The organism is Gimesia sp. (assembly GCF_040219335.1).
Taxonomy (GTDB): Bacteria; Planctomycetota; Planctomycetia; order Planctomycetales; family Planctomycetaceae; genus Gimesia.
Genome location: NZ_JAVJSQ010000038.1, coordinates 1 through 13965, shown reverse-complemented (window position 1 = coordinate 13965; position 13965 = coordinate 1). Strand labels below are relative to the sequence as shown.

At 52.5% G+C, this 13965-nt stretch carries 8 protein-coding genes; 4 read left to right on the top strand and 4 right to left on the bottom strand.

The window, feature by feature from the left end:
* The first annotated feature begins 136 nt into the window (after nt 1-136).
* On the top strand, nt 137-2098 hold the full coding sequence (locus RID21_RS28110) for an alpha/beta hydrolase family protein (RefSeq protein ID WP_350194761.1): 1962 nt from the start codon (nt 137-139) through the stop codon (nt 2096-2098).
* An 11-nt stretch (nt 2099-2109) separates the two neighbouring features.
* On the top strand, nt 2110-3438 hold the full coding sequence (locus tag RID21_RS28105) for a sulfatase family protein (RefSeq protein ID WP_350194759.1): 1329 nt from the start codon (nt 2110-2112) through the stop codon (nt 3436-3438).
* Nucleotides 3439-3449: 11 nt separating this feature from the next.
* Here RID21_RS28105 and RID21_RS28100 read toward each other — a convergent pair whose 3' ends face one another.
* From RID21_RS28100 to RID21_RS28090, 3 genes are all read right to left on the bottom strand, one after another.
* Complete coding sequence (locus RID21_RS28100) at nt 3450-6758, bottom strand: DUF4838 domain-containing protein (protein ID WP_350194757.1); 3309 nt, start codon at nt 6756-6758, stop codon at nt 3450-3452.
* A 79-nt stretch (nt 6759-6837) separates the two neighbouring features.
* Nucleotides 6838-9048 carry a sulfatase-like hydrolase/transferase gene (locus RID21_RS28095; protein ID WP_350194755.1) on the bottom strand — a complete coding sequence of 737 codons (2211 nt, stop codon included), beginning with the start codon at nt 9046-9048 and terminating at the stop codon, nt 6838-6840.
* Nucleotides 9049-9271: 223 nt separating this feature from the next.
* Complete coding sequence (locus RID21_RS28090; RefSeq protein WP_350194753.1) at nt 9272-10597, bottom strand: MFS transporter; 1326 nt, start codon at nt 10595-10597, stop codon at nt 9272-9274.
* Nucleotides 10598-10876: 279 nt separating this feature from the next.
* Here RID21_RS28090 and RID21_RS28085 point away from each other — a divergent pair, with 279 nt between their 5' ends.
* A complete protein-coding gene (locus RID21_RS28085; protein ID WP_350194751.1) occupies nt 10877-12643 on the top strand; it encodes an arylsulfatase in 1767 nt (588 codons plus the stop codon).
* Nucleotides 12644-12788: 145 nt separating this feature from the next.
* Nucleotides 12789-13490, top strand: coding sequence for a 3-keto-disaccharide hydrolase (locus RID21_RS28080; RefSeq protein ID WP_350194749.1), 702 nt, complete (start codon nt 12789-12791; stop codon nt 13488-13490).
* 192 nt (nt 13491-13682) lie between these two features.
* Here the strand turns inward: RID21_RS28080 and RID21_RS28075 are convergent.
* A partial coding sequence (locus tag RID21_RS28075; protein WP_350194747.1) for a matrixin family metalloprotease occupies nt 13683-13965 on the bottom strand: 283 nt, incomplete at its 5' end.

Below are 13965 nucleotides of genomic sequence, written 5' to 3'. Positions count from 1 at the left end.
TCTCGACACCGATTTCAATTATCGGGTCCTCTCATAGCGGGACATCAATCACACTGGACTTGAGTGAAAGTGAGCTGTTAGGATGAAGTCAGACCCAACTTACCCCAGCGTCCAACCTGTCAGAACGGAAACTTCCGTGAAGTCATTTATTCTCAGCCTGGTCATCATTCTAAGCTCCATCTGCAGCGAAAGCCTGGCCCAGAAACCCTATCGCGTATTGCCTCCCGATTTCAATGCAGACAAAACACAGCAGATGATGCGCAGCTGGTTGCGCGGACAGAGTCATCGGGCACTCGATGAACGTCGAACAGAATTCGAGCAGGCACTGAGTTCACCAGAACGCTTCACCGCATATCAGCAGAAACGGCGAAAGACATTACGTATGTGTCTGGGAGAGATGCCGCCACGGACTCCTTTGAATCCCATGGTTACCGGCACGATAGAAGCCGATGGATTCACGATCGAAAAACTCTACTTTGAGAGCCAGCCTGGTTTTTATGTGACCGCGAACCTGTATCGTCCCGATGGACCGGGCCCCTTCCCGGCCATCCTGCATCCCCTGGGACATAGTGAAAACGGGAAAGCGTACGAATCTTACCAGAAAGCAAACCAGTTGCTGGTTAAACAGGGTTTCGTAGTGCTCTGCTTTGATCCCATCGGTCAGGGAGAACGCAAACAGATCATCGATTCCGACGGCAAACCAGCACATCGTGCCAGTCATGAACACCAGGAACTGGGAGTCGCGCCGATACTGCTGGGACGCAGCCTTGGTGGCTACATGGTCTGGGATGCAGTCCGTGCTCTTGATTATCTCTGCAGTCGTCCCGATGTCGACGCGCAACGAATTGGCTGCACAGGCAATTCCGGAGGAGGTAACCTCACCAGTTTTTTGATGGCCTATGATGAACGGATCCAGGCTGCAGCCCCCGGTTGTTTCATGACCACCCATCGCGAGAAAAACGAGAGCCCCGGTCCCGGTGATGCCGAGCAGAATCTGTATGCCCAAATCCGCGAAGGTTTTGATCACCCGGACTTCATCCTCAGTCGTGCCCCTAAACCAACACTCATCCTGGCTGCGACGCATGATTTTGTGCCGATTGAAGGCACTTGGGATGCCTTCAGACAGGCCAAGCGGGCCTACACCCTGCTCGGATATCCGGAACGGATTTCACTGATCGAAGCCAATGAAAAACATGGTTTCAGCCAACGACTCAGAGAAGGAGCCGCCCGTTTCTTTGCACGCTGGTTGCAGGGACGTCAGATCAACGTTTTCGAAGAGTCCCCTGTCAAGATCTATACAGATCGGGAATTGCAGGTCACACCCAGCGGCCAGGTACAACAACTGCCTCTGGCCCGTTCGCTGCTCGAAGTAAATCAGGCTGAAGAACGGCGACTGGCCCTGAAGCGATCTCCCCTGACGCGCGACCTGGTCCGCCAGGTAACTGGAATTCGAAAATTGCAGCACCTGCCAGAGCCGCGCGTTGAACTCGTCGGTTCGAATGGCAGACGTGCAAAGTCACAACAGTTGCAGCCTGGCTCGAACCGTGATGAACCTCTGCGACTGATCATCCATCCTGAGCCGGGTATTGTCCTCCCTGCGTTGTACTGGCCCGGAGGATCCGCCCCGCCTGTCCTGCTGGCTCCCGCAGCGGGAATGAACAGCGCAGTCAAAGAAGCGCGGCAACTGCATCGCCAAGGGCATCCGGTACTCATCGTCGAAGTTCGTGACACAGGCGAAACCACAACCCGCAACTGGCGGTTCTTCGGCGCCGATTATTACATCGCTTACATGCTGGGACGTTCCTGGCTGGGTTTGCGGACAGAAGATCTGTTGACCTGTGCCCGGTGGTTGAAAACCCAACAACAGGCGGAGTCGCTGCGTCTCGTTACCGGGGGAGAACTTACCCCGGCGGGACTTCATGCTGCCGCTCTTGAGCCAGCGCTGATTTCTGAATTAACTGCCAGGGGCGGAATTCCGTCCTGGAGATCGTTAATGAAGACACCGGATGCACACCAGCACATCCACAACGCGGTTCATGCTGGATTGCGTTATTATGATTTACCCGATCTGAAAGCATTGATATCTACTACCCCCTGAGGAGTTTCCCCATGCCTGCCCTGAAGTTTGTTTATACACTGGCGTTCGCGCTGCTGTTCATTTCCCCGGCTGTCCTGTCTGCTGCTGAGTCCCAACCCAACATTCTGCTGATTATGGCAGATGATGTGGGCAGTGACGCCATCGGCTGTTACGGGGGACAGAGCTATCCGACTCCCCACATTGATAAGCTGGCCCAGGGAGGGCTTAAGTTCAATCAAGCATACTCGATGCCCGTCTGTCACCCCTCGCGTGTCTGCCTGATGACCGGCCGTTATCCGTTCCGGTTTGGTAAAGCAGGCTCGAAATGGGGAGACTTTCCAGACGCTGCTGAGGGAATCTGTATTGGCGATCGCATGCAGCAGGCCGGCTATGCGACTGCAGTTGCCGGGAAATGGCAGCTCTGCTTCATGAAAAACGACCTGGATCATCCCAGCCGCGTCGGTTTTGACAAGTGGTGTCTGTTTGGCTGGCATGAAGGGGGCCGTTATCATGATCCACTGATTTACCAGAATGGCAAGCAGCTGAAAAACACTGAGGGCAAATATGGACCGGATATTTACACCGATTTTCTGATTGACTTCATGAAAGAGAGCCATAAAGAGGGGAAGCCGTTTTTTGCCTATTACCCTATGGCCCTCTGTCATGATGTGACTGATGACCTGAAAGGAAAGCATGTCGCTTACGCACATGATGGGCACTGGCTGACTTTTGCTGAGATGATGACATCCATGGATGACATGGTAGGTCGCCTGGTAGCTTCCCTGGATGAAATGGGAGTCCGCGACAATACCCTGGTCCTCTTCACCACCGATAACGGAACCCCCGCCGCGAGCTACCTGTATGTTAACGAACAGGGAAAGATGGTGCGCCCTAAAGTGGTTTCGGTACAAAACAACAAAATCGTCCCCGGCGGTAAAGGCAAACTGGATGACACCGGAACCCGGGTCCCCCTGATCGCAAACTGGCCGGGCCACATCAAGGCAGGTCAGGAAGTCAACACCATGGTCGACCTGACCGATTACCTGCCGACGGTCGCGGATGTCGCCGGACTCAAGAATGATGGCGTTCCCCGGGATGGAGTCAGTTTTGCTGAAGTTCTCGAGGGTGCTTCCGGAAAAGATCGTCGCGATTGGATCTTTATTGAACACCGGGGTAAACGGTGTGTTCGCTCGCTGAACTGGAAACTCTACGATGACGGCCGCTTTTTCGATCTCAAACAGGACCCGCTGGAGAAGTCTCCCCTGAAAACAGATGCTTTATCAGGAAAAGCAAAACGCAACTATGCTTCCTTACAAGACACGCTTGAGAAGATGCAGGGACCTTTAAAGCCAACCCCTTGATCACTTTAGAATCAGGGTGCCCCCAGTTGTTTGAGTTGTTCCTCAGCCTGCTGGCGGTGTCCTGAAGATGAGGTCTTGTCCTGCAACACACTCTGGTAAATCTGCTCCGCGGCCTGCTTTTTACCCGCAGCAGCCAGCGTGTGTCCCTTCGCAAGTTGCATTTCATGGCGCCAGAATCCTTTGAGTTGATCGATCTCGGCTTTTTCCAGCGCCTGTAATGCGTCGTCGTATTTCCCCTGTTTCGTGAGAATTCGAGCCGCTCCCTCAATTGAGCGGAACTGATCTGCTGAACCTACTCGTCCTGCGCCCTCGTAGTTCTGACGATACGCCTTCAGAGCCCCAGCTTCATCCGCCAGATTGTGTTCTCTGTTTTCTCCCAGCAACAGGAGGATTTGCGATTGGATGCGTGGATCCGGGGTATAATTCAACGCCAGTGTCAGATCGGTCTCAGCAGCCTCTCCCTGCTTCATTCGTAAACGGGCCATTCCCCGCGCCAGAGCGGCTTCTCCGACTTGACTGAATGGCCAGGTCTGAAAATTCTCAGATTGGAACTGCTGAATCAACTCAGCATAGTTTCGCTGTGCCAGCAGGTTCTGCATCCGCACTGTCTTCGCCACGGTATCGAGTGGTATTTTTTCAGCCAGCGATTCCGCTTGTGATTCCTGTTTCAGGTGACGGGCACATTCCGCCGCCTGCTGGAGTGCCACAGATTTCTGCAGGTCCGTGACATTATTCTCTGCAGACAGGGCCATAAACAGGTCGTGTGCGGCCTGGTACTTACGACGCCGCATCAGCGTCTCTGCCTTTTTGCTTGTAATCAGGTAGTCTGTCACACTCGGGTCGGCTTCGAACTGGTGTGACAGTCCCCGATAAAAGTAAGCGAATTTCATCGGCTGATGAAACCCGGAAGTTCCGGTGGGCGCGAATGCCGAGTATTCAGAACCATTGTCTCGTATACGTTGACGACAGACATTGATGTGCCAGGGAAGGCTCACTGTAGGACGATGTCCGATTACCTGATGCAGGGGATCGTTTTCATCCTGCACAACGGGAATCCGCACCTCAGCAGTCCAGTAGCCGTCTTTGATCTGGGTCGCGACCTCAGCCTGTGAATCCCAGCGGAACCAGTCTCCCTTATCAGCCCCTCGATCGAGGTCAATCAGCACCCCGGCAGGGTTGATGGCCAGTTGATAATAACTATGTGACTCGGTGCTGAGCAGAATTTCGATCGCATCACCAAACCAGATTGCCTGATCTTCATTTTTTGTTGTTGTACTGCGGGGCTGCTCGCCCGGTGCTTCCTCACAACGGATCGCAAAATAGAGATCATGACCCACCCAGCGTGATTTAATCGAAGTTCCATAAACGGGCAAGCGTCCGGTCTGCAGTTCACGCAGGCTTCCTGTCGAAGCGGTTGGGCAGTTTTGCCAGAGTGGATCATCGAGTTGCCCATCAATTACAATTTCGCCTCGGGGATCACCCACCAGCCTTAAAACAGGAACCGGCCCCCGTTTCTGTGCCAGTTGATTACTTTTATTTCTCAATCCGTTGAGGAAATTATCGATGAGTGCCATCCGACGCCCATACACTGAGTCACTTTTCACTTTCGCTTTCGCGACAGAAAACAGCTCCAGTGCGCGACTGGCCTTTTCGGCCTCTTGCTCCATCTCGCGCCAGTGTTCTTCACAGTATAGAAAGAAGGTGCGCATTTCCTGAGCAGCAGGTCCGTAAAACAGCTCACAGTATTCATTGAACAGGGAATCGACATCCTGGTCTTTCCCCCCCCAGTACATCCGCGCGGTGAAGTAAATCAGAAAGTGGTTATAGCCGATCGCATTCTCGCCAAAATCCATCGTGAGCCAGATGTCTTCTCCTTTAGAAATCCCTTTGGTCTCGTTGACGCTCTCCCCCAGTACGTGAGGAATAAAGGCCGGCAGATAGAAGCCCCGTCCGGTAAAGGGATAGTTTTCGAAGATAATGATCGGGTTCGCTGTCTTTTTTACCCAGGCGTCACGCAACTGGCGGAGTTCTTCCCGGTCTGCAGACGTCGGTCTTCTTCCCCCCACAATAATCACCTGCACGTTGGGTTCGAAACGGTCGATCTTTTCAGGAGGCTGCGTATAAGTTCCATAGGCACAATTGGAGATTTTGCGATCCGGATGCGTTTTACGAACCTCTCTGGCCACTCGATTCACAAACTCCCAGACATAATCGGAAAATGCGCCGCGGTAACCTCGTTCGGGAGTATCCTTGCCTGCACAATGCTCACATTGACAGATCGCGGTATAACCATCGGGAGGCATCACCGATACAACATCCATATCGAAATGATCAAACTGAGCCCGCACATAGCGCACGGTCTGCAGGAACAGTTCCTCATTCGAATAACATAGCTGATTCAGACGTTTCCCCGGTTGGGTATCACGTTTTCCGCCATAAAGGGCAAACCATTCAGGATGCTTTTCGAGCGTCTCTGCATTGTGCGTCATATGATCCAGCCCATGGGCAGCCTGACGACCATAGGGCTGTCGTACTCCCAGTCGCATCGCCCACAGAGCAGCATCGCGGCCATAGACACCAAAACGGAAGTTAATCGTCCGCAGTGGAAAATCGGGCTGTATCGTTTCGTCGATCACTGGTAGTGGAATCGTTTTCTGGCGGGGAACGATTTCGCCCAGTTCTCCGGGCAGATACCAGCGCACGCCCAGTCGCCGCAAATATCCGCAGACCGCGTTGAAGGAACCTCTTTCGTCAAAGCCCCACACATTGACCTGACCTGCTTTATCAACCAGTTGCTCGTCAGGCGTTCCAAACAGACCGGTTGAACCGGTGTAATGCTTGTAGAGTTGTGAATGGGGATATCCCCAGTGCTCACCGGTAATCGCATTCCAGGCCGCCTGTACTTTACCACTGGCTAGATCACGATGATTACGGGGCCAGGGTTCAATCGGCACGAAATTGGTATCATCGCCAATCATTGCGAGCCAGTTATCGCCGGCAACGATCCGGTAGGCTCCTGCTTTCAACCCGGCAGCTGTGAGTCCCCGCTTTTCTGCTTCTTTACTCGATCCGATCAAAACTTTGACCGGCACATTAGCGGTCGTCTCAGTGACGATTTTTAGTTTTGCTCCCGAAATCTTTTTCAGATAATTCTGAAGTTCCTGGGCAGCCAGACGCGTGCTGCGCTGAGCTGCAGGATCAATTACGATTTCTGCTTCTGCCTGCCCTTCCCTGACCAGATACTGTTCCGCAGCGGTTCCCGTATCCAGCACGAAAGTGAAACACCACAGTACGCCAGCCAGCAGAAGTGAAATCCGCATTGTGAACTCCATCACTGTCTAAGGTGGGATCAGTTGTCAAACCGTAGCGAGCACTCTTTCAGAAACAGCGGGTAGCCGATTACTGTTTGCCATAAACCGGCGGCTTCCAGTTCTTGGGCAGGCGTCCCTGGGGGCGAACACCGTAAGCATCTGCGGGAATCGGATGATCCTGAGCCTGCTCTAAAGGCAGATTGTCTGGCAGATGCTTGATTTTGAAATCCTTGTATTGAATTTTCATCTTCGGTCCGACGTGCACCTGAACGGCCAGCACACCTTCCAGTGCCCGACCTTTGGGATCGAGGTCGATCAGGTCCGCAGTCTTGTGACCATCAATCCAGTGCTCGTGATGATTGCCGCGTACCAGCACTCGGAAATCATGCCATTCATCGGGAGCAAACGTTTTGACGGGCATCTTACCAACCACCCAGGGCTGACCATCAGGTGCGATGATGACTTTTTCGCCTGTATGCGAGAGAATTCGGCGTCCCTTCTCCTCATAGAGCATACCATTGTAATTCGGATTGTTGGCCACCACATCACATTGATAGCCGGTTACGATATCCAGTCCGAGATCGGGACGAGAGGTTCCCCGATACTGAATCCCGCTGTTGCCCCCCTCCGTCACTTTCACTTTGACTCGTAAGTCAAAGTTACGAATCGTGGAATCTTTCCAGGTAATGAAACGATTCATCTTCAGAGAACCATCCGTTTTACCCGTCAGAGCCCCTTGTTCAACAGACCAGTATTGTGGATCGCCGGTCCAGTGCCGTAGGGTTTTGCCGTCGAAGACGCTAACAAAACCATCCTTATCCGCGCGGGCACCAACGGCTGCAGAAGCCACCGGATAGGGAACCGTGGAATCCCGAAATCCACCGCGCAGTGGATCCAAAGGGCCTCCCAGCTCTTTGACTCGCTCTGTCGTGCGATCTCTGAGTGCCTGAAGCTTCTCTGCATACTCGGGATTTCCCACCAGATTGATCAGTTCATCTGGATCTGCTTCTAGGTCATGCAGAAACTCGTAGTTATCGTGGTCAAAGTAGCGTACATATTTCAGGTTTCCGTCACGAATTCCTTCGAAGGCTGGAATTCGATTGCGTACTGCGAAATGTTCATGGAATGTTTCAGCCCTCCAGTCGGCTGGTTTCGTTCCCTTCACGACGGGCTGGAGACTTTGTCCCTGGTATCGTTTGGGAACGTCCACACCGGCCCAGTCCAGAAACGTTGCGGGCAGGTCAAGATTCAGCGCCAATGCGTCAGTCACTTTGCCCTGTTCTTCTTTCGGAACACGCGGATCCATGACAATCAGTGGTACCTGGAGAGCATTTTCATAGTGTGACCACTTTCCGGCAAAACCCCGATTGGCCATGTAGTAGCCGTTATCAGCTGAATATACGATAATTGTGTTATCAGCGAGCCCGGCTTCATCCAGTGCTTTCCGGAACCGACCGATTGCTCCGTCGATACCGCTGACCATGCGGTAGTAAGCCCGCATGTTTGTCTGATATTTCTGAGGCGTATTCCAGCGCCAGAAATAACGTTCCCGGTTGATCGTGGTCTGCAGGAAATTCGGTTGTGCATTGAAGATCTCGGGATCTCCCAGACGAGGGGGCGCGATTTCAATGTCTTCATACATACCATCGACAGCACGCGGCCAGGGAAAGTGTCCAATTCCGGGCCGTCGGTCACTGTCTTCAGCGTGACAGGCATTGAACCACAGATTCAATGCGAATGGTTTCCCCTTGGGCTGCGATTTGACGAATTCGATTCCACGATCAACGATTAATTCGGTCTCATGCCGCAGGCTGCCATCCGGTTGCTTCTTGTAGTAAGGATTGCGGCTGATCGCTTCGAACTCATCAAAGTGCCCTTCCCGTTTGAAATCTTTTGGCATCTTCGCATGCCATTTCCCATAGAAACCGGTTCGATAGCCCTGCTCTCGCAGCAGATCTGTATACAGCGTCTGCACCGCGTCGGGCCGTGCCTGTTCCGGATTCGAGGGAGTTCCGTAACTGCGTCCCGTTAATCCGGTCAGAATTGTCGTCCGACTGACCCAGCAGATTGGCTGGCTCACGTATGCTTTTTCAAAACGAGTGCCTCGTTTGGCAAGTTCATCAATGTTGGGTGTCTGGATCACCTGATTGCCGTAACAGCCAACCGTGCTGGTGGTTTGATCATCGGCGAAGAAAAAGACAATGTTCGGTCGCTCAGCTGCTTCCGATTTTCCCAGGGAGAGTAAAAGCAGAGCAGTCAGCAGGAGTAAACTTTTGAATTTCCCAATCATGAGGTTCATTTCCAGACTCGCGCCAGAGTCACAGGGAGCATGTGAGGTTTGATCGTGTTGCAGACAAACCGGGCTCAGTTTCAGAAATTTTACGGGGAGATAATCTACCGGAATGAAATAAGTGGTCCCCTTAGTTTAACCGGACAAGCAGGCAAAGGCGACAGTTGAGCTGGAATTTCCTGAGGGGACTTTCCCTTCTTAAACAACGTTCACTATCTCTGAAACTCAGTCCTCAGATTTCAGACAGGGAATTACGGGGATTAATCAATGCCCAGCTCAAGGTTGCGCCCAGATAGATTCCAGCAAAGAGGTACAGTACCAGATTCCACTCCGGTACCGGCATTGCTTTGATGTAAGTGAATAAGGCGCCGACGGCGATGGGTGAGAGATAGCCACCCACGACGCCTGCCATATTCACTATCGCGATAATGACCGATGTATGCTTGCCTCCCAGATCCATTGACGTCACCCAGATCGCCGGATTCCCCATGCCGGAGAGAAACGTTCCGCAGGAAATCAGATAGACGGCATCTTCAGCAGGGACCTGACTGGCCAGCAGAATACAAACGGCACAGATCAGCGCGGACCCGGCACTGAGCAGCGAACGGCTGAAGTATTTATTGCCCGTCCATTGATAAATCAGATCGATCAGACGGCCTCCCGCGAGGGTCCCCAACACGATACTTGTCAGCGGCAGCATCGCCAGCAGTCCCGCTTTCTGCACAGAAGCTCCACTGGACTGCTGCAGGTAAGCGGGCAACCAGGTAATGAAGAATGCGTATCCAAACGCCCGGAAGACGGACTGCAGGCAGAACAGCCAGAGACTCGTATTCGAGACCATTCGCATGAATAACTGACGAATCGGCGTTGAGCTTGTTGCCTTGTTTTCTGAGACGGCATTCCTGTCAGCTGCGTTAATCAGTTCCACTTCAGCATGATTCGTCTTTGGGTGATCCTGGGGACGATCGCGGAACAACAGAAAAAAAAGGAACATCCAGCTGACAGAGAACAGGCTGAACAATACCAGGGGCAGACGCCAACCCAACGGATCAACCAATGCGGCAGTCGCCCCTGTGGCGATGATACTCCCCACGGACATAAAACTGCCCATCAGAGAACTGGCTGTACCGCGTTTCGCTTCGGGAATCCAGTTCTTAATCACTTGTGCCGAACAGGGAACCATACCGGCCTGGGCCAGTCCCAGCAACAGACGTGAAAACCAGATCAGTCCGAATGAAGCTGCCAGGGCTGTTAACAGATTCGCAATGCCTGCTGTCAACTGGAGCAAAGGTAACGCCAGCCGATTCCCCAGCTTTTGTCCCAGTATGCCTCCCGGAATCTGAAACAGGAAATAACCGGCATAAAAAGCAGCCAGCACGCGTCCCATCTGCAGATCATCCAGACTGAGATCTTGCTGAATCGTAGTCGCCAGAGGAGCCAGTCCCGCGCGTGGCAGATAGGCCAGTAGAAAACCACTGCTTAAACCAGCCAGTACCAGATAACGCACCCGTGTCGGTTTAGAATCATTCAGGGAGAGGCTGTCTGCTGGAGAATCCATCAGTGGTATTTTCACTCCACTCCAGAGGCTGAGTATTTCTTCCCGTAGCCTCTGTTATCAGTACCAAATCAGGGTGAGCGCAATTCATGCCTCTTCATGATGGCACAAGTGGGTTCGAGAAAGCAATTAAAAAACCTTCTTATCAAAAAGCCCGTTGTCAGTTTTCCTTCTCCACATACGTGAACTGCCAGATGAAATCCGCTACCATGAATTCCAACCACATAGACTTGCTTCAGCGTATAGACTTGCTTCAGCGTTCCTTATTCAAGAGCAACTAATATGAAACCAATTCTTACACTCGGTCTGCTGGCCTGCCTGCTGACCGGTAACCTTCTGGCAAACGATCAGAAACATCCCAATATTGTTGTCTTCCTTGCAGATGACCAGGGCTGGGGAGATGTCAGTCATAATGGCAACACGAATCTGCATACTCCGAATATTGATTCGCTCGTAAAAGAGGGTGTGCGGTTTAATCACTTTTATGTAGGCGCGGTCTGTGCCCCCACTCGTGCTGCCTTTCTCACCGGACGCTACCACGCCCGCACCGGGACGACCGGAGTTTCCAAAGGGGAAGAACGCTTCAATTCCGATGAATTTACGGTGGCCCAGGCGTTCAAGGCAGCCGGCTATGCGACCGGCGCTTTTGGCAAATGGCATAACGGCACTCAATATCCGAATCATCCCAATGCCAAAGGCTTTGATGAGTATTACGGATTCACTTCAGGACACTGGGGACACTACTTCAGCCCCATGCTCGATCACAATGGTACGTTTGTGAAAGGTGAGGGATACATTACCGATGACCTCACCAGCAAAGCGATTGCCTTCATCGATCAGCAGGTAAAACGCGACAAACCGTTCTTTACCTATCTGCCTTACTGCACTCCTCACTCCCCCATGCAGGTCCCTGACGAATACTGGGATCGTTTTTCAGAGAAAAAGCTGAAGATGCATCATCGCGACCCGGAGAAAGAACAGTCAGATCATCTCCGCGCTGCGCTGGCCATGTGTGAAAATGTGGACTGGAACGTCGGACGCGTCTTGAAGAAACTGAATCAACTCGGAATCCAAGATGAGACCATCGTGCTCTACTTCTCCGATAATGGCCCCAACGGTTTTCGCTGGAACGGGGACATGAAAGGCAAGAAAGGTTCGCTGGATGAAGGCGGTGTGCGCTCTCCGTTTGTGATCCGCTGGACCGGACATATCCCCGCAGGACGTCAGGTGAACCAGGTCGCTGGTGCGATTGATCTCCTGCCAACCTTGACCGATCTGGCTGGGATTAAACGTCCCGAACCAAAGCCGATTGACGGCGTGAGCCTCAAACCGTTGATCATGGGGAACGCCAATTCCTGGCCGAACCGGATGATCTTCTCCAGCCTGCGTCAGCGAGTCAGTGTCCGTACCGATCAGTATCGGCTCTCTGAGAAAGGACAACTCTATGACATGACTCAGGATCCCGGCCAGCGGAAAGACATCGCCGGTGAACGGCCTGAAGTTACTCAGAAGCTCAAACAGGCAGTCAAAGACTGGAAAAAGTCAGTCTGGCCTGACGGCTATCCCCAAGATAGCCGTCCTTTCCTGATTGGGTATGGCGGCGCGAAATCGACTCAACTGCCTGCCCGTGATGCCATTTCTCACGGTGAGATCAAACGTTCGTCCCGGCATCCCAACTGCAGCTTCTTTTACAACTGGACCAGCCCACAAGACAGCATCACCTGGGATGCAGAAGTGGATCAGGCAGGCACATACGAGGCGATACTCTATTATACCTGCCCGGCAGGTGATGTCGGTTCGACCGTCGAACTGAGCTTCAAAGACAGTCGCCTGACAGGCAAGATTACTGAAGCGCACGATCCTCCTCTCGTTGGTGCAGAACAGGACCGGGCGCAACGATCAGAGTCCCTGGTCAAGGATTTTCAGCCACTGGTCTTAGGGAACATCCAGCTTTCCAAAGGGACTGGTGAGTTGACCCTGCGGGCACTTGAGATCCCTGGTGAGCAGGTGATGGACTTTCGTCTGCTGATTCTAAACCGCATCGATTAGCAGAGCTTGATCTATCGACGCTGATTGACTCGGACGCGGAAGGAAACTCTGTTTTATGACTGGTATCCTCCCGTTCTCTCAGTCATAATGCTGCCTGACAACCGTTTTCTGGCAATTTTAAAAAACTTAACCTGATGGATAAACTATGAAAGTTCAACTGACACTCTCTGCGTTTTGCCTCGCAATCCTGATGAATATCACCACCTATGCTGAAGACAAGGGCTTCAAACCACTGTTTGATGGTAAAACTCTTGACGGCTGGGTCCAAAAAGGTGGTACGGCCAAATATGAAGTCGTCGATGGCACGATCGTCGGCACTTCGGTCCCCAAAACCCCCAACAGTTTTCTGTGTACCGACAGAAATTATGGAGACTTTGAACTCGAAGTCGATTTCAAAGTTGATCCGCTGTTGAACTCAGGGATCCAGATTCGCAGCAATGTCCATGATGAAGACAGAACTATTGTCTATAACGGAGAGGACGGCAAAGAGAAGAAGAAAAATATTCCCGCCGGTCGTGTGCACGGCTACCAGGTAGAAATCGACCCCTCTGATCGTGCCTGGTCAGGCGGAATTTATGATGAAGCACGTCGTGGCTGGTTGAACAACCTGGCTGATAACAAAGCGGCACAGAAAGCATTCAAACAGAATGAATGGAATCACTACCGTATTGTCTGCAAAGGGGATTCCATCAAGACCTGGATCAACGGCGTCCCTGCTGCAGATCTCAAAGATGGTCTCACTTCTGAAGGCTTTATCGCCCTGCAGGTACATGGTGTTGGTAACCATCCTGAAAAAGTTGGCAAACAGGTCAGCTGGCGAAACATCAAAATCAAAGAACTGAAATAGTTCATAAGAACAATTGATATTTCAGAACAGCCATCTGGGTAGGAACTCAGGTGGCTGTTTTAGTGTCCCCAGTCAAAGATAGTACCTCTGTTTACGGCATCTTCTATCAGACTTTACTCCCAATAAAAATAGCCCCCGGAAACCTGAGTTTCCGGGGGCCTGTCGGGACTGTTTGCAGCTGGACTGGTTTATTTAGTCCAGCAGCGGGTTGTCTCCGCCGGCGATGCCGCTGAAGAAGTCGTCGAGATCGTCTGCACTCGGCAGGCGACGTTCGGAGACGTCCAGCGACTCGCTCATCAGGGTACCGTCTGAGTCCAGGTCTTCCAGACCCAGTGTGTGACCCAGCTCGTGCATTACGACTGTCAGCAGATCCATCTGACCAAAGGCGTCGCTGCCGGAACCGGCCAGCAGGCTGCCGTCCAGCAGTGTGAACTCGCTGCTGTCCAGCGGCGTCCCATCGACGAACCAGCCGTAA